Consider the following 18740-nt stretch of genomic DNA (forward strand, 5'->3'; position numbering starts at 1 on the left):
ATGTTTAGTAAAGCTATTTTCAAACAAACATTAAAGGCTAATTTCAAACTATGGATTATATTTACAGTAATCACAAGTGCCATGTTAGCAGTTATGATTGCCGTTTTTGAACCAACTACACTAACTGGCATGACAGATATGGTGAAAGGGACACCGCTTGCGGACATGATGAAAAATACAACGTTCCTTGGCATGCTTGCTTCTACTTTCTACTCGATGCATGGTATCCTTCTACCAGTCATATTTATTATGATGACTGCCAATAGTCTCATTGCTTCACAAGTTGATAGAGGATCAATGGCTTACTTGTTGTCAACGCCGACAAAAAGAAGTACGGTTGTCAGAACACAAGCTTTATATTTGATTACGTCGCTTGTTGTGATGTTTGTAATCGTAACTGGTGCTGGTCTTGCTGCGATTCAAATTACCCAAAGTAATGTAGATATCAAGATTTCTGATTTTCTTATGCTCAACATAGGTTTATTTTTATTAATGTTTGCTACTAGTGGTATTTCTTTCTTCTTCTCTTGTCTGTTCAATTTATCAAAAAACTCATTAGCTTTAGGAGCGGGAATACCGGTTGCATTCTTTCTATTCCAACTGATGGGGCAAGTAAGTAAAAGTCTGGAAAAGATGAAGTATTTATCATTGAATACGTTATTCGATACAAATGCAATTCTGAATGGAGATAGTATAGCAATCCCATTCATTATTCTTATCGGTGTAGGTATAGTACTTTATGGATTTGGGATGAGAGTCTTCCAACAAAAGGATTTACCGCTTTAAAAGTTAACTAGATGAACAAATTCACTTTACTCATTTGTTAATAAGAAATAAAAAATAATGAAGGAAAGTGAGAATTAATGGAAAAAGATGGCGTTCCCTGAATAGTGGAAGGCCATCTTTAGGATACAGCATGAATTAATGCGTATTCTAATTATACTAATTTCTGTTTTAAAATCTTTCTGAGTAAAAGAGAATGGAACGTTTCCATTGGGGACTTGAAGTATTATTACACGGTATTCAACATTTTAGTAAATAGTAATTTCAATCAAATTTTTATCAAGACAACAAGTAGCCAATTCATTGTGGCTGCTTGTTCTTTTTTTACGAAAAACTTTCAATTGTATAAGGTATTTCCAATGAAAAAATATTTGATTTTAAATGTTGGAGATGGACTACTACTATTTTTTGAGGCAAGTTTATGAGTGAAAAAAAGATTTATGGCAATGTTATGCTTTAAATATTACAAGAATGTTCTCTAAAAATAATGTTTTCTGGCAATATTATGGTTCAAATTGTGGAGGACTTATGATTCAAATCACAGTTATTAAAGAAATTATAAGTGAACAAACGAAAGTCCCGCGTCCAATTTTAACGCAAGATGCAAAAGAAAGGATTGAAAATAAGCTGTTAATTTCATATTTAGGTGAAGAAGAGGTTTTACTTACATATTATAAAGAGGGCTATCTATATAAAAATTACATAACAGTAGCTGATATAAATCCATTAAATAAGACGATTACTTGTACCGATGCTTTTCATAATCAAAGGATGTTTAAGTTTGGTGATGTAGTTGAAGTGAATTAGAGGGGAGGAATATCTCTTCCTAACTTAATTATATCATGTAAATCAAGTTCAAAATAGACTGTTTATTCTCATTTACTACTGCTACAATCAAGAACACATGCACAGTAAGGAGAGATGTTAAATGAGTTCTTTCGTTCTCGATTTTCAGGAAATAGAAAAAACGCAGCTTTCGCTCGTTGGCGGAAAAGGATTGAATTTAGGGGCATTATCAAACATTCAAGGTATACAAGTGCCAGAAGGTTTTTGTGTTACAACGGTAGGGTATGAAAAGGCCATCGAGCAAAATGACGAGCTTCAAACTTTGTTGCAGCAGCTAACAAAGTTGAAAATGGAAGAGCGAGCCCAAATTGGTGGAATTAGTAAGAAGATTAGAGAAGTCATTATGGCAGTAGAAATCCCTTCTGAAGTAGTGGAAGCGGTAGCTCATTATCTCTCACGTTTTGGAAATGAACATGCGTATGCCGTGCGTTCTAGTGCTACGGCTGAAGATTTACCATATGCCTCGTTTGCTGGTCAACAAGATACGTATTTAAATATTATCGGTAAAGAAGCGATTTTGCAGCATGTAAGAAAGTGCTGGGCTTCTTTATTTACAGAGCGAGCAGTTATGTACCGCATGCAAAATGATTTTGAACATAATCAAGTTTCTATATGTGTTGTCGTTCAAAAAATGGTTTTCCCTGAGGCTTCGGGAATTTTATTTACTGCTGATCCGGTTACTTCTAACCGAAAGGTAGTATCAATTGATGCCAGTTTTGGACTTGGTGAGGCGTTAGTATCAGGACTGGTCTCTGCCGATAATTATAAAGTAAAAGAAGGCGAAATTACTGGAAAGATGATAGCAACTAAAAAATTAGCTATTTATGCTTTAAAAGAGGGAGGAACGGAGACAGGGCAGATTGATCTGGCTCAGCAAAAAATTCAAACATTGTCTGAACAACAAATTTTACAACTAGCACAGATTGGAAGACAGATTGAAGCTTATTTTGGTTGTCCGCAAGATATTGAATGGTGTTTAGTGGATGATACATTTTATATTGTCCAAAGTCGCCCAATCACGACTTTATATCCAATACCAAAAGTAAATGATGGGGAAAATCATGTGTATGTATCGGTTGGTCACCAGCAAATGATGACCGATCCCTTGAAGCCATTAGGAATGTCTTTATTCCAGTTAACATCTTTTGGACAGAGGTTTCAAGCTGGAGGAAGGTTGTTTGTTGATGTCGCACAAAGATTGGCTTCGCCTACTAGTAGAGAACTTTTATTAAATATGATAGGGAATTCGGAACCGCTTATTAAAGATGCATTAACGACTGTAGTCGAGCGAGATGATTTTATTACATTGTTACCAGATGATGAAAAAGAAAAGAGTGTTGGTAAAAGTGGACCACCTGCAAGTTCGCAACCACAAGTCGAAAACAATCCAGCAATCGTTACGGATTTAATAGAAATGAATCAAGCATCAATTGAAGAGTTAAAACGAAACATGCAAACGAAATCAGGGGTGGATGTACTTGATTTTATTTTGGAAGATATGCAGCAATTAAAGAAAATATTATTTCATCCGCAAAGTATGGCTGTCATTATGGCAGGTATGGATGCTTCAACATGGATCAATGAAAAAATGGAGCAATGGCTAGGCGAAAAGAATGCAGCAGACACACTTTCTCAATCAGTACAAAACAATATTACGTCTGAAATGGGGCTAGCATTACTCGATGTTGCTGATGTGATTCGGCCATATCCAGAAGTTATTGCGTATTTACAACATGTAGAAAATGATAACTTTTTAGATGAATTAGTTCAATTTAAAGGCGGAGAAAAAGCTCGAGATGCCATTCTAACTTTTCTAAATAAATACGGAATGAGATGCAGCGGAGAAATCGACATTACGAAAACACGCTGGAGTGAAAAGCCAACTACAATTATCCCGATGATTTTAAATAATATAAGAGACTTTGAAGCGGGGGCGAGTAAGCGGAAGTTTGAAGAAGGACTGCAAGAAGCTTTGCAAAAAGAAGAAGAGTTAGTAGATCGATTACAGCACTTGCCGGATGGTAAACAAAAAGTAGAAGAAACGAAGCGAATGATTCGTAACATCCGCAATTGTATCGGTTATCGTGAATATCCAAAATACGGCATGATTAATCGTTATTTCATATATAAGAAGGCATTATTGAAAGAAGCTGAACAACTTGTGCAGAGCGGTGTCATTCATGTAGTCGATGATATATACTATCTAACTTTTGAAGAGCTTCACGAAGTTGTTCGCACGAATAAACTAGATTATGAGCTTATTCATAAACAAAAAAATGATTACAAATTATATGAAAAACTAACGCCTCCACGTGTAATGACGTCTGATGGAGAAATCATTACAGGTAAATATAAACGAGAAAATCTTCCGGCTGACGCGATTGTAGGTTTGCCTGTTTCTTCAGGAGTTATAGAGGGAAGAGCACGCGTTATTTTAAACATGGAAGAAGCGAATTTAGAAGATGGAGATATATTAGTTACTGCCTTTACTGATCCTGGCTGGACACCGTTATTTGTGTCTATAAAAGGCTTAGTCACCGAAGTTGGCGGACTGATGACACATGGAGCAGTTATTGCACGTGAATATGGATTACCAGCAGTCGTCGGGGTAGAGAATGCTACGAAATTAATAAAAGACGGACAACGAATTCGGGTACATGGAACAGAAGGCTATATTGAAGTGTTGTAATGAAATAAAAGATCATCCGCTATTATAGTGGATGATCTTTTATTATATAGCGGACTTATTTCTTTAAACCAGCCGCATAAAAAGGTCCATGAACTGCGATTGTTGATAAAATACGAGCAATTTCCTCGGGTGTTTCTTTTTGTCCATTATTTAACCATTGTTGAATGACACCTATATGAGCAGATGCCATATAAGAAGTTAAGTATTGGCTTGGGACAAGTAAATTCTCCTTATTAATGAGAGCACCATTCGTATCTTCAAATAGTGTTTTCCACATAAAGTCTTTCAATTTTGTTTGGAAAGATAAATCTCCTTTTGGGCTTAGTACAGCTTTCATAAAACCACTATTTTCATTTAGAAATTCAAGAATAGAAGCGATAAGTACAAACGGCATTGTTGGGGAAGGATTTGATCCAAGTTCAGCAATAACTTCCGGAAGTTTCTGTTTGGCAATGCTGGAAAACTCATGCATAATTTCTTCTTGGCATTTCGTCATTAAATCAAATTTATCTTGATAGTGCGCATAAAAAGTACCACGATTTATGTTTGCTTTCGTAGTAATATCTTTCACTGTAATGGCGTCAAAACCTTTTTCCTCAATTAACTCCACCAATGCATTTCGTATGGCAGTTTTCGTACGAATGACACGTAAATCTAAATTACTATCGCGCAAAGCATGTCCCTCCTTAATTTTAGCCAACACATTTCAAGGATGTGTCTTATAACCGACACATTCACGATTTTTGATTATTGTATAAGGTTCAACTCGAACATATAATTCAAATATAAATAAACAACACGTTGTTGGTTATTATAAATCAAATTAAAGGAGGAGAAAAGAAAATGTTTAAAAACAAACTTTTATTGTTATCTCCAGTTATTGCACTACTTGTTGTTTTTATTTTTTCATCAACATTATTTCCAACGGTTCAACCTAAGCCGAAAAACTTACCAATCGCAATTGTAAATGAGGATCAAGGAGTAGAAATTCCGAATCAACCGAAGATGAATATGGGGCAAACGATTGTTGATAATATGAAAAAGACATCAAAATCAGAGGAAGAACCTGCGGTAAAGTGGGTAGAAGTGCAAAATAAAGAAGCAGTTCAAAAAGGCTTAAATAATCAAGAATATTATGCAGCATTGGTTATTCCGAAAGACTTTAGCACAAAACAAGCATCATTACGAACACCACAGCCATCTTCGCCAGAGGTAGAAATATTCATCAATCAAGGAATGAATACAGCAGCATCAACTATGGCAGGACAAATGTTAAATGCGATCGTTGATAATATGAACAATACTGTTCGTACACAACTATTAGAAGGATTGAAAGCAAAAGGAGCTACATTAACAGCAGACCAAGTTTCAAATGTAATAACACCTATTGCAAAGAAAGTGACAAATGTGAATGAAATCGGCAAAAATAGTGCGAACGGTAACTCGCCAATGTCTTTATTCCAACCGTTATGGATTGCAAGTTTAGCGAGCGCAGCAATTATCTTTATTGCGATAAGTAAAATGCCAGTAGGTACAAGAAAAGAAAACTTCGTATTAAAACTAAAACAAATAATAACAGGGGCGATTGCTGCACTTGTAATTGGATTTGGGCTTACATGGATTGCGGATGGAATGGTAGGATTAAATATCCCGAATTTCACAAATACGGCTTTATTTTTATCAATTACTTCTTTTAGTTTCTTCTTAATGATATCGGCGGTACTTTCATTAGTTGGACTAAAGGGAATCGGTTTATTTGCTCTCTTACTATTCTTCGGTGCACCGTTATTATCATTAGCGCCTGAAATGTTGTCGCCATTTTACCAAGACTGGGTGTACGCATGGTTGCCAATGCGATTTATGATTGAAGGACTTAGAGAAATATTCTTCTTCGGAAAAGGGTTAAGCTGGAGTACACCTCTTACTGTGCTCGTTTGGATTGGTGCGGTAAGTATGATGATTATTTTAGCGACTGCTTTCAAACGTAGTGTAGTAAAGGAACAAAAAACTGAAGTAAATGCATAAAAATAAGTAAAGGAGAAACCGTTTCACTAGTAGTGAAGCGGTTTTTATGTTGAAATACAAGTAAGGGTACAAAATATATTGATATAATGAAAGGAAGTTAGTTATTTGTGAAACTAACTGTCACTTAGCTAGGCTTGAGATGAAGGGATCCTACTAAAAAATCTGTTGTACTATATAATTACTATCTCTGATATACTTTATTTTTGTTAGTTTTTCTGCATTTTCTACCATAAAACGTGAAATCATAGAGGGTGTTGCAAAGTTAACAAAACATAAACATGCAAAAATAAATGCATAAGAAATATAGTACTCGAGATTATCTTTAAAAAGTAAGGATTTCATACTAATGTTCTTTTAAGATGGTATAAACAAAATAGACTAGTTTAAAATTGAACGTATGAAAAAGGAATGAGGGGAAGGGCAAAATGGAGCAGATTTCAATTTTAATAGCGGATGATGAGGTGGAAATTGCTGAATTAATTGGGATATATTTAGAAAAAGAAGGTTATCATGTTGTGAAAGCTACTGATGGAGAAGAAGCTGTTCTTATTATTCAATCGCAACCAATTGATTTAGTTATTTTAGATATTATGATGCCAAAAATGGATGGTTATGAAGTAACACGACAAATTCGTGTGAAACATAATATGCCAATCATTTTTCTAAGCGCGAAAACATCTGATTTTGATAAGGTGACAGGTCTTGTACTAGGTGCGGATGATTATATGACAAAGCCTTTTGCACCAATTGAATTAGTTGCGCGTGTAAATGCACAATTACGTCGATTTCTTACGTTAAATCAACCGAAAGTAGAGGAGAATAAATCCGTTTTAGAAGTAGGCGGAGTGGTTATTAATCTTGAGCAACGAAAGCTAAATGTATACGGAGAACAAATTGAATTAACCCCAAAAGAGTTTGATATTTTATATTTATTAGTGAGCCATCCGAAAAAAGTGTACAGTGTGGAAAATATCCTTCAGCAAGTGTGGGCGGATGATTATTACGATGGTGGAAGTACAGTTGCGGTACATATTCGTACTTTACGAAAAAAAATTGGGGAGGATACAAGAAAGAATAAGTTAATAAAAACGGTATGGGGGGTAGGTTATACTTTCAATGGCTAACATGATGAGAAGTTTTCGTTTTAAAATGATTGCTTTGTTTGCACTAAGTATGGTGTTAGCAGCTGGTGTTACATATATACTTGTTAAAATAGTAGGTTTCTGTTTAAGAATGAGGTTTAGTCATGAAGATTATATACACATTTTACTTCTGGTTAGAGGAAATATTTATCTTTCTTTTATTTCCGTCGCCCTACTATCTACTTTGTTTTTTTTCTTTTTAACAAAACAATATTTAAAGTATTTTGATGAAATTTCTAATGGCATTCATCATCTGGCTAAAGGAGATTTTGCAAATAAGGTTTATATTTCATCAAATGATGAATTTGGCGATATTGCACGTGAAATTAATATAGCGAGTGAAAAATTAAAAGAGGCGGTTGAAAGAGGCGACTTCGCTGAAAGTAGTAAAGATCAGCTTGTTGTAAACTTAGCCCATGATTTAAGAACGCCATTGACATCTGTGCTTGGTTATTTAGATTTAATTCTCAAACAGGAGAATTTAACGAAGGAACAGATTGAATATTATTCTACAATTGCATTTGCAAAATCACAACGACTTGAAAGTTTAATTGATGAGTTGTTTGAAATCACACGAATGAATTATGGCGTACAAAAATTAGATAAAGAATCCATTAATATACGTGAATTACTCATTCAGCTAGATGAGGAATTATACCCTTTACTGGAAAAGAATCAATTAGAGGTGAGATCAAATATTGAACCTCATTTATTTATTAATGGTGATGGGAATTTGTTAGCTCGTGTATTTGAAAATCTTGTAACAAATGCGGTTCGATACGGAAATAAAGGACACTTTATTGATATGAATGGATATATTGAAGGTGGAGATGTTGTTGTACAGATTGTTAATTATGGAGAAAGCATTCCAGAAGAAGATTTGCCCTATCTTTTCGATATGTTTTATACAGGTGATAAAGCAAGAACAGTCCATAAAAACAGTACGGGCCTTGGATTATATATTGCTAGAAATATTATTGAGCAACATAATGGGAAGATTTCTGCTGAGAGTAATGTAATGAGAACAATATTTGAAGTGAGATTGCCAAAAGAAGAGAATTCAAGAATTTAATAAATATTTAATGTTACCCCACTTTTTATTTAATAAGTTTCTTCTATCCTATACATATGTTAGGTCAAGGAGGAGTTAGAAATAAAAAGTGGGGCTTTTTATATTGCGCACAGTATGCGCTGGATTTTATATAACACGAAGATTTTAAAAAGGATGAGTTTATATTTTGAAATCTAATTTATATATAATTCCCGAAAAACTAACTAATTACACAAAAAGAACTAATGGTTTCTAAATGTAAAATATAGAAAAAAGTGAGGATAATATGAAAAAAGTAAATAAAGTAATCATCGTTGGAGTGTTAACAATGGGTATAGGAGTTGGAGCCTATATGACGTTTGCTGGGGGATCTGAACCGGGTCTACCATATAAAGTATATCAAGTGACAGAAAAACAAATAGAGAATCATCAAAAATTTAGTGGCGAGGTTATTCCAAATGGTATAGAAACAATTTCATTCGATCAAACAAAAGGTACGTATGAATTAGCTGTGAAAAAAGGTGATGAAGTAACAAAAGGACAGCTTCTTTTCAAATATAATGATCCTATTGCTAGACAAGGGGTAACGGAAGCAGAAATGCAAAAGAAAATTGCACAAAAAGAAGTAACCTTACAGCAAAAACAAATTGATGTAGCAAAGCAAAAATTAAAAAAAGATAAAAACGCTGGGCTTCCTGGGGAAGCAATACATGCATCAGAAACCGAAGTTCAACAATTAGAATCACAACTTGAAATGAAAAAGTTTGAGGTAGAAAAAGCTGATGAAATGATTAAAGCAGCAAAAGAGAAATTAAATACTCTTTCTGTAACAAGCCCGGCCGATGGTGTAATTGACGATATTGTGAAAATTGCAGATGAGAAATCCGGTATGAGCGGCATTACACTTCGTCACGCTGGCCCCTTTAAAGTAAAAGGTCAACTGTCTGAATATGAGCTTACTAATATGAAAGTTGGGCAAGAAGTAACGGTTTCATCAAAAGTGGTTGCCGGTAAGACTTGGACAGGAAAAGTAACAGAAATCGGCTCTACACCACTAATGAGTATGGATGAAAACAAAACAGTTTCTAATTATCCATTCACTGTCACATTAGATAATAGTGAAGGATTACAAAATGGTTTCCACGTATATGTAATGAGTAAATCTGGCGAAGCAACAGGCACAATCGTTCCAAAAACTAGCATCTTGAAAAAAGGAGATAAAACGGTTGTTTACGTAGTAAAAGACGGAAAAGCAAAAGAGCAAGTTGTTACGGTTGAATTTGAAACAGGTAGTGAAGCGAAAGTTTCAGGAGTGAAAAAAGGAGAGCAAATTATCTCTACACCTACTGTAAATCTAAAAGATGGTATGGAGGTTGTCGCTCAATGATTAACTTACAAAGAATCACAAAATCTTTCCAAAATGGTTCAGAATCCATTCAAATATTACACGGGATTGATGTAACGCTGAATCAAGGAGATTTTACTTCTATCATGGGACCGTCTGGTTCTGGTAAATCTACATTAATGAATATTATCGGTTGCTTAGATAAGCCCACGACGGGTACGTATGAATTAGCTGGTCAAAATATTTCAAACATGTCTGAAACAGAACTCGCACATGTTCGAAATAAAGAGATTGGATTCGTGTTCCAAAACTTCATGTTACTTCCAAGACTTACAGCGCTACAAAACGTTGAATTACCGCTTATTTATGCAGGAGCCGATAAAAAAGAAAGACGTGAGCGTTCGTTAGCGGCTTTAACAAAAGTCGGTTTAGCTGATCGCGCTACCCATCTTCCAAATGAATTGTCAGGTGGTCAAAAACAGCGTGTTGCAGTCGCACGCGCAATTGTAAATAACCCGAAATTTATTTTGGCAGATGAACCAACAGGTGCACTAGATACGAAAACAAGTGAACAAATTGTAAATCTATTTTACGAATTAAACAAACAGGGATCAACTATTATTATGATTACCCACGATCGTGAAATAGGGGAAGCCGCAGCACGTCGAATTGTCATTCGTGATGGAATCGTTGTTCAGGATTGGGGAGAATAAATTTGAATATAAATGAAAATATACGTATGGCTATAGCTTCTATCTTTACACATAAAATGCGATCCATTTTAACGATGCTGGGAATTATTGTTGGAATCAGTGCGATTATTACGATTCTCGCAATGGGTGATGGACAAACCGCAAAGATGCAAAAAGAGTTTGAAGAAAACAACCATATAGATGAAATTGATATAGAGTATAACAATCCGGATTTCCCACTAGAGAAAGCGAAAATTACACCAGATATGGTAAAGCAATTACAAGTGATACCAGGTGTAAAGGATGTGTATCCACAGGTATACATGTCCATAAAAGCATATACAGGGTCGCAAGATGTTGCTTTTAGTTTGGCTGTGGGAACAGGTAATTTTATGCAGGACCGTAAAATGAAAATTGTACATGGGCGTGAGTTAACAGAGGATGAACTAAAAAAAACCAATCCCTGTAGTCATTCTCCATGAAGATTTATTTACAAAGCTATTTGGTACTTGGAAAGATGATTTATATATAGACATAAAAGGAAAACCATACAAGATTGTCGGAGCGTACAAAAATGAGGGTAGTTTTGCGCGGCCATTTAAAGTGTATGAAGGATATACATCGATTGACAATGCAATGTTGATTTCAGGAATCGAGGAATACGAATCAGTGAAAATTAAATTATCTTCTGCTAATGATCGTGAAGAAGTAGGGAAACAAGCTGTATCTGTATTAAATGAATTGAAATCACCGGAATTTGAGCATCCATTTACAGTAGTGGATACGGGAACATATAGGCAAGGGTTTGAAGAAAATGCTCAAATGATGAAAATGGTATTCGCTAGTATCGCTGGGATTTCTTTAATCGTAGGTGGTATTGGTGTAATGAATATCATGCTTGTATCTGTTACAGAGCGTACGCGTGAAATAGGTGTTCGAAAAGCACTTGGCGCAACGAGAAGGAAAATATTAATGCAATTTCTCATTGAAGCTTGTATTTTAACAGCATTGGGCGGAGTAATTGGTTTTGGGTTAGGTATTATCTTTGCTTGGGTAGCGGCAATCACTGGTGGATGGCCACTCGTTATTTCCGTAAATCTCGGTCTACTATCTGTTGGAATATCTATATTGATTGGTATTGCCTCTGGTATACTTCCAGCAAATAAAGCAGCTAAATTGGACCCAATTGATTGTCTTCGATATGAATAATAGTGTAGGTGAAAGGTAAGATGTTTTAAAAAAGAGTAAATACCCCTATGAGTATTTACTCTTTTTTAAATAAGGACTTTCATAAGGTAACCCAAAAGTTAAGTAATCTTAATTCTAATTTTATATAGATTTTTTGGCTATAGATATGAAGAAAAGAGAGGAATATAAAAATGAAAACAGTATTAGAAGCAAAAAATATTAAAAAAGTATATGACACAGGCGGAAATACATTTGAAGCGTTGAAAGGTATTAACTTACAAGTAATAGAAGGTGAATTCGTTGGAATTATGGGACCTTCTGGTTCAGGTAAGACGACTCTATTAAATGTTCTTTCTACAATCGATAATGTGACGAACGGTGAGATTTTAATTGATGGAGAAGATATCGTGAAGATGAATGATGATACGTTGGCATTATTCCGTCGCAATCATTTAGGTTTCATTTTCCAAGATTATAATTTATTAGATACGCTAACGGTGAAAGAGAATATTGCCCTCCCACTTGCGCTATCAAAAGTGGAAGCGAGCGAAATTGATCGACTCGTTTTGGAAATTGCGAAGAAGTTTGGGATTGAGCATATTTTAAATCAATTCCCATACCAAGTATCTGGGGGACAGAAGCAGCGCTGCGCAGCATCTCGTGCAATGATTACAAATCCAAGTATGATTTTTGGAGACGAGCCAACAGGAGCGCTTGATTCTAAGTCAGCAATAGATTTATTAGAAAGTATGAAGTCATTAAATGAACAGGATAACTCAACAATTTTAATGGTAACGCATGACGCGTTTGCGGCAAGTTACTGTAAACGAGTGGTTTTCATTAAAGATGGTGAGTTATGTAAAGAATTGCATCGCGGGGAATTAACACGTAAACAGTTCTTCCAACAAGTAGTTGACGTAATGTCCGTCATTTCCGGAGGTGCAATTGATGACGTTATTTGACATCGTTCAACGGAATATACGACGTAATTTTAAAGAGTATATAATCTATTTTGTGTCCCTAACTGCGAGTATAGTTATCTATTTTATGTTTGCATCACTTCGCTATAATACACAAATAAATGCAGCATTGACTAATAGTGTGGAGACTAAGAACCTTCTTCAATCTGCAAAAGTAGTTCTTATTGTTTTTATTGCCATATTTATTATTTACTCTACAAATTTCTTTATAAAGAAGCGTAAAAAAGAAGTAGGGTTATACTCTTTACTAGGTATAACTAAAAAACAAATCGGTACAATGTTATTTTGTGAAACCATAATAATGGGGAGCGTAGCTTTAGTAATGGGAGTACTAATTGGTAGTTGGAGTTCAAAGCTAGCTTTTGAAATACTAATGAGTTTAATGAAATTAAAGGTGCCCGTTCATTTTGAGTTTTCTATAAAGGCGCTGATAGACACATCCGTAGTTTTTTTAGCTATTTTATTATATACGGCTTGGAGAAACTCTCGCATAATTTATCAATTTTCTTTAATTGAGATGTTTCAAGCTGATCATCAAGGGGAAAGTATGCCAAAAGTATCTAGAATCATGGCATACATGAGCATTATTTTAATAGGATTAGGTTATTTGTCAGCCTTTTTTATTCGTGAAATCATAAAAATTGTGCAGACCCCTACGGATAAGCAACCTATGTATATTCCGGCTATTATTTTGATTGCAATTGTTCTTGGGACATATTTATTATTCACGTCTTATACAGTTGTTATATTAAAGAAAATGAGAAGTAAAAGGACAATGTTTTATAATGGTATGAGCATACTGAACATTTCACAGTCATTATATCGAGTAAAAGGAAATGCAAGGTTACTTGCGACAATTGCTATATTAAGTGCCGTAGCTTTAACAGCAATTGGGACTGTTACATCGGCATATTTTTATGGAGAAGCTGAAGCAAAAAACAAGGCACCGTACAGTTTTTCATATGAAAAACAAGAGGATGCAATTGAAAAGGGCATACAGGGTGTTTTCGAAGAGAACAAGAAAAAAAATTCAATTATCCGTGATTTTGAAGTTGAAATGGTAACAGTTAAGGGAGGGCCTTTTGAGGAAGAAGGAAATACAAGTCTACCCAATCCCCCTTATAAAATAGCATATGATTTTCAGCTTATATCCCAATCTATTTTGAATAATAATGCTAAAAATTTAGGAGTGAAGAAAGTCAAATTAAATCCAGGAGAAGTAGTTATATATAATCTACAGCCTGATAAGAATTTTGAAAAGGGAAATAGACTTCAATTACCCCTTGAAGTTGAGCCGAAAATATCTGTCATTCAGGGGATCGAAATGCGTAAACTAATAAATTTAGGAGATTTGGTTGTCATTGTACCTGATCAGCTCTATGAAATGGTTAAGCAAACACATCAGACCTATATTGTGAAAAATATTGATGTAACGCAACAAAAGGATAGTAAAGAGTTGACAGAAGGTTTATTAAAGATAGTACCTGCTGCTGATGATATTAAAATCAATACTTTCTATAAAACAAATTTAGATGTTATGGAGACGTATGGGACTATATTATTTATTGGAGGTTTTTTAGGGGTTGTATTTGTACTGGCAACAGGTTCTATTATCTATTACAAACAATTATCTGAAGCGCATGCTAATCAGAGATATTATGAGACTCTTCGTAAGATTGGTGTTACGAAAAAAGAGGTAAGAAAGTCAATTTCAAAACAAGTTCGTTTTAGTTTTATTTTACCCGTGATAATTGGACTTGTTCATAGCTTATTTGCTTTATCAGTAATAAGCAACATGCCTATATTTAATATCATAATTCCTATTTTAATTAGTAGCGGTGTATATTGCATAATTTATTTCGGATATTATGTGTTAACTGTTTATTCGTATTTTAAAATTGTATATAAATAAGAATCAATAATTTTTTTGATGTGATGTCAATAAAATAAGAAGAGGAAATAAAACTGAATTAAACATTTAAAAGATAAAAACGTTTCACTAGTAGTGAAGCGTTTTTTTGTGAAATCATTATAGAATATTTAATCGACAGGAAATGAAAGTAGTGATAGCTAGGCTTTTTCAATGTTTTAAAGGGATTGAAGTAAAAGGGCTATAAGAATGAGTCCATGCTGTTCTTTTATGTATACAGGCTCCTACTATTTCGAAATGCATAAAATGTTATGTGAAATAATGGAGGGGATACGATGTATAATTCGAATTATGATGATTGGTATAGACAGAATGATAAGCTAATTAGTGATATTGAAAAAGCTATAAACGGAGAGTATAGCGCTATAAGCTGCTATGCAAAATTAGCTAACATGGCTCCAAATCAAGTAGAACAAAAACAAATTCTTGAAATCCGTAATGATGAAATAAGGCATTTTCATCATTTTGTACAAATCTATACGAATTTAACTGGCAGACAGCCGAAACCACAGATTACGGAAAATTGCCCTAATACGTACTTACAGGGATTAGAGTTCGCTATAAAAGATGAGCAAAAGACCGTAGATTTTTACTTGGAAATTTCGGATGAAGCAGCAGATGCATCTATGAAAGAGTTATTGCGCAGAATAGCAGCAGATGAACAAAATCATGCAGTGTGGTTTTTATATTATTTTGTGAAGTCGAAGTGAGTGTTAAAAATGAATGGCTGATGTGCTGAACATATTAGAAATTATTTTAAAACGCAGTGCAACAATTGAATAAGATATGTAAATGGAAGCAGAAGGAAACCGTTTCACTAGTAGTGGAGCGGTTTTTTATGATGTGCATAGGTATCGACAAAATATAGTAGTTGAATTTGGTATATAATGTATGAAACGAAAACGAAAATAAATAAGCTAGGAGCAAACAAATGAAAAGAGGAATTTTTGTAGATATTCCAAATGAATATGATAATCTACTTTGGAAAGTGTTAAAGCCAATCGATATTACTTCATTTGATTGGCGAGTGGAAAACGAGGAATCTTATTTCATATTGCCTGATGGATTAGGACCAGAATTATTTTCAGAAGATAACAAGGTAATGAGTGGATTAGAATTGAAAAAATTAATAAAAGACAACATATATTATCTCATTTTTGCAGATTTAAAAGCGTATCCAAAAGGAGAGGAAGTAGTAGATATTGAAACATATGAAGAATTTAAAGAGAGTAAGTGTGAAGTAGTCGTATTAGTAGCGGATGGTGATTACATACAGGTTTATGCGAAAAACCAAGAAGAGATTGAAATGATGTATGAAAACGCAATTGATCAAGGGTTTTATGTTGAATATGTTACAGACGAAAATGACGGTAGAACGCGTTTATCCGTGTGATAGGTATATAAAGGGGGAAGTAAATGAATCATATTAATGCTGATTTAGTTAAAAGGTTAGTAGGGGCACAATTTCCAGAATGGGCACATTTAGAAGTGAAACCTGTAAAGTTTAGTGGGCATGATAATAGAACGTTTCACCTAGGGGAGGAGATGAGTGTCAGATTACCGAGTGATGCAGCATATGCACCGCAAGTAGAGAAAGAAAACACTTGGTCACCTATATTAAGTAAGGGACTTTCTTTACAAATTTCTGCACCAATTGTGAAAGGGAATCCGACTGAAGAGTATCCGTGGCCTTGGTCTATTAATAAGTGGATCGAGGGAGAGACAGTCACGAAAGAGAATGTTCGTGACCTAGATGAATTTGCGGCGGACTTAGGCTCATTTTTAATAGAGTTACAATCAATTGATGCGAGTAACGGGCCAATAGCTGGAGAACATAATTTTTACCGAGGCGGGCTTATATCTGTATACGATGAAGAAGCGAGAGTGGCTATTGAAAATAATAAGGATGTTTTTGATGAGACATTGTTAAAGCATCTTTGGGATTTAGCACTTAGGTCAACATGGGATCGCAAACCAGTTTGGGTTCATGGAGATGTAGCGCCAGGGAATTTACTCGTTAAGGATGGAAAGCTTTGTGCCGTAATTGATTTTGGTATATTAGGAGTAGGAGATCCTGCTTGTGATGCAGCGATGGCATGGACATTTTTTGATAAGAATAGTAGAAACGTATTTAAAGAAGTATTGCGCATAGATGAAGGAACGTGGAATAGAGCGAGAGGATGGGCACTTTGGAAGGCGTTAATTACATATGATGCGAATAGGGATAGTAATAAAAAAGTGGCAGAAGAATCTTATCGTGTAATTCAAGTAATTGTGGATGATTATAAGAGCTAATAGAAAAAGCTTATTTTGATTGTATATTTCAAAATAGGCTTTTTTGCATGATTAAATATTCAGAATTAAAAGAAGGGATTTAATGTTATTAGACAGAATTTTTAGATAATAGGAGGTGTCGAATTTTGAGTGAAATTGAATTAAAAAGGAATGTAATTAAGACAGGGCGAGAGAGGGGGATTATACTTCGGTTTATACTCGCAAGTTTAGTAGGTGTGTTTATGTTTTTCGTACCAGTTACGATAAACGGTGCTTCGTCAATTATGATTGATCATATCGTATCGTGGATAAGAGCTACGGTTCCTTCGGTAGTACCTTATTATGCACTGCTTGTAATGATAATTGGTGCGATTTATCCATTTTATACGAAGAAGTGGAATGCATCTATCGTAGACATTTGTTTTTCTATTTTAAAAGTAGTAGGTGTTGTTTTCGGCGTATTATATTGTTTGAAAGTAGGACCAGCATGGTTCTTTGCGCCAGATGTTGGACCGTTTTTGTATGAGAAGTTAGTTATATCAGTAAGTTTACTCGTTCCAATTGGCTCAGCATTTTTAGCGTTATTAGTCGGGTACGGATTGCTTGAGTTTATCGGCACGTTTTGTCGTCCAATTATGAGACCGTTATGGAAAACACCTGGGCGATCAGCAATTGATGCGGTTGCTTCCTTTGTAGGAAGCTATTCGTTAGCCTTATTAATTACGAACCGTGTTTACAAAGAAGGAAAGTATACGACGAAAGAAGCAGCAATTATCGCTACAGGTTTTTCAACAGTATCCGCAACATTTATGATCATCATCGCAAAAACATTAGACATTATGCATTTATGGAATGTTTATTTTTGGACTACTCTTGTTGTAACATTCATCGTGACCGCTATCACCGTAAGAATCCCGCCTCTTAGTAGAAAACCAGATACATATATTACGAAAGAAGGGTTCCCAGAGCCAGTTTATAAAGAGAAAATGTTAGAGCGAGCTTGGGAAGATGCATTAGAAGTATCAAAATCAGCACCAAGTATTATGAAAAATATCGCAGTGAATTTAAAAGATGGATTTATAATGACGATGGGGATTTTACCATCTATTATGTCAGTAGGATTAATTGGTATCGTCTTGGCAAAGTTTACGCCAATATTTGATTGGATTAGTTATATTTTCTATCCATTTACATGGTTACTGCAGCTTCCAGAAGCGGAACTAGCTGCAAAAGCAGCATCAGTTGGTATTGCAGAAATGTTTTTACCTTCTCTTTTAGTTGTAAGTGCACCACTCGTGACAAAGTTTGTTATTGCGGTTGTTTCGGTATCATCTATTTTGTTTTTCTCCGCTTCAATTCCTTGTATATTATCAACAGATATTCCGTTAAAAGTATCTGAGCTTATTATTTTATATGTGCAAAGAACGATTTTAACGTTGCTTATTATTACGCCGATTGCTTATTTGTTGCTTTAAACATGTAGCGTTAAGTTTCTGAAGTTATGCCATTTTCTGATTATTCAAATCAAAAAATGGCATAACGTTAATTATGTTCCAAAGTAACTCTAGATGATTTTTTCATAAATAACGTATGAGCTAAGTACATAATCATACCAATATGTGTGATTAAAACTCCTGCGAGTAGAACAACTCCGCTTACTTTTATCCATAGGGCTAAAACTGAACCTAATGTAGGTAACCATAGCACCGTGCACCATTGTATTTGTGGTACTAGTTACTCTTCCCATTAATCTTGCAGGGGTTTGAAGTAAGTAACTATAGCATACAGAGATAGA

The 18740-nt window shown here is 34.8% G+C and carries 15 protein-coding genes and 1 pseudogene; 15 read left to right on the forward strand and 1 reads right to left on the reverse strand.

From position 1 onward, the window contains the following. The 3 genes from MKX66_RS04630 (at position 1) to ppsA (ending at position 4318) form a co-directional block, all read left to right on the forward strand. Positions 1-786 carry an ABC transporter permease gene (locus tag MKX66_RS04630; RefSeq protein ID WP_341085653.1) on the forward strand — a complete coding sequence of 262 codons (786 nt, stop codon included), beginning with the start codon at positions 1-3 and terminating at the stop codon, positions 784-786. A gap of 525 nt (positions 787-1311) precedes the next feature. Further along, entirely contained in the window at positions 1312-1590 is a 279-nt protein-coding gene (locus tag MKX66_RS04635) for a YolD-like family protein (protein ID WP_341085654.1), read from the forward strand. A 121-nt stretch (positions 1591-1711) separates the two neighbouring features. Beyond that, positions 1712-4318 carry a phosphoenolpyruvate synthase gene (gene ppsA, locus MKX66_RS04640; protein ID WP_341085656.1) on the forward strand — a complete coding sequence of 869 codons (2607 nt, stop codon included), beginning with the start codon at positions 1712-1714 and terminating at the stop codon, positions 4316-4318. Positions 4319-4373: 55 nt separating this feature from the next. Here ppsA and MKX66_RS04645 read toward each other — a convergent pair whose 3' ends face one another. Next, on the reverse strand, positions 4374-4991 hold the full coding sequence (locus MKX66_RS04645; protein WP_044443069.1) for a TetR/AcrR family transcriptional regulator: 618 nt from the start codon (positions 4989-4991) through the stop codon (positions 4374-4376). Positions 4992-5161: 170 nt separating this feature from the next. On the opposite strand from MKX66_RS04645, the gene MKX66_RS04650 reads away from it, so the two are divergent. The 12 genes and pseudogenes from MKX66_RS04650 to MKX66_RS04705 all read left to right on the forward strand — a co-directional run bounded on the left by MKX66_RS04650 (position 5162) and on the right by MKX66_RS04705 (position 18420). Continuing rightward, a complete protein-coding gene (locus MKX66_RS04650) occupies positions 5162-6343 on the forward strand; it encodes a YhgE/Pip domain-containing protein (protein WP_341085658.1) in 1182 nt (393 codons plus the stop codon). Between the two features lie 425 nt (positions 6344-6768). Then, positions 6769-7467, forward strand: coding sequence for a response regulator transcription factor (locus MKX66_RS04655; RefSeq protein WP_341085659.1), 699 nt, complete (start codon positions 6769-6771; stop codon positions 7465-7467). Beyond that, positions 7460-8557, forward strand: coding sequence for an ATP-binding protein (locus MKX66_RS04660; protein WP_107886651.1), 1098 nt, complete (start codon positions 7460-7462; stop codon positions 8555-8557). The genes MKX66_RS04655 and MKX66_RS04660 overlap by 8 nt, the downstream gene beginning before the upstream one ends. Positions 8558-8822: 265 nt before the next feature. Further along, positions 8823-9923, forward strand: coding sequence for an efflux RND transporter periplasmic adaptor subunit (locus MKX66_RS04665; RefSeq protein WP_107886652.1), 1101 nt, complete (start codon positions 8823-8825; stop codon positions 9921-9923). Then, entirely contained in the window at positions 9920-10594 is a 675-nt protein-coding gene (locus MKX66_RS04670; protein WP_341085660.1) for an ABC transporter ATP-binding protein, read from the forward strand. Before MKX66_RS04665 ends, MKX66_RS04670 begins: the two co-directional genes overlap by 4 nt. A 2-nt stretch (positions 10595-10596) precedes the next feature. Next, a pseudogene (locus MKX66_RS04675) lies at positions 10597-11782 on the forward strand (ABC transporter permease). Between the two features lie 170 nt (positions 11783-11952). Continuing rightward, positions 11953-12723 carry an ABC transporter ATP-binding protein gene (locus MKX66_RS04680; protein WP_044443081.1) on the forward strand — a complete coding sequence of 257 codons (771 nt, stop codon included), beginning with the start codon at positions 11953-11955 and terminating at the stop codon, positions 12721-12723. Then, complete coding sequence (locus MKX66_RS04685) at positions 12710-14653, forward strand: ABC transporter permease (protein ID WP_341085661.1); 1944 nt, start codon at positions 12710-12712, stop codon at positions 14651-14653. The genes MKX66_RS04680 and MKX66_RS04685 overlap by 14 nt, the downstream gene beginning before the upstream one ends. A gap of 293 nt (positions 14654-14946) precedes the next feature. Beyond that, positions 14947-15381, forward strand: coding sequence for a ferritin-like domain-containing protein (locus tag MKX66_RS04690; RefSeq protein ID WP_341085663.1), 435 nt, complete (start codon positions 14947-14949; stop codon positions 15379-15381). A 221-nt stretch (positions 15382-15602) separates the two neighbouring features. Further along, positions 15603-16064 (forward strand): DUF2691 family protein, encoded by a 462-nt coding sequence (locus MKX66_RS04695; protein WP_107886655.1) that lies wholly within the window; start codon positions 15603-15605, stop codon positions 16062-16064. A 23-nt stretch (positions 16065-16087) separates the two neighbouring features. Beyond that, the gene (locus MKX66_RS04700) at positions 16088-16966 is read left to right on the forward strand and encodes an aminoglycoside phosphotransferase family protein (RefSeq protein ID WP_341085665.1); all 879 of its coding nucleotides are present in this window, start codon (positions 16088-16090) and stop codon (positions 16964-16966) included. 125 nt (positions 16967-17091) lie between these two features. Next, entirely contained in the window at positions 17092-18420 is a 1329-nt protein-coding gene (locus MKX66_RS04705; protein ID WP_016101110.1) for a YjiH family protein, read from the forward strand. The last annotated feature ends 320 nt before the right edge of the window (positions 18421-18740 follow it).

The sequence above is a fragment of the Bacillus sp. FSL R9-9530 genome (assembly GCF_038008145.1).
Classification (GTDB): Bacteria; Bacillota; Bacilli; order Bacillales; family Bacillaceae_G; genus Bacillus_A; species Bacillus_A mycoides.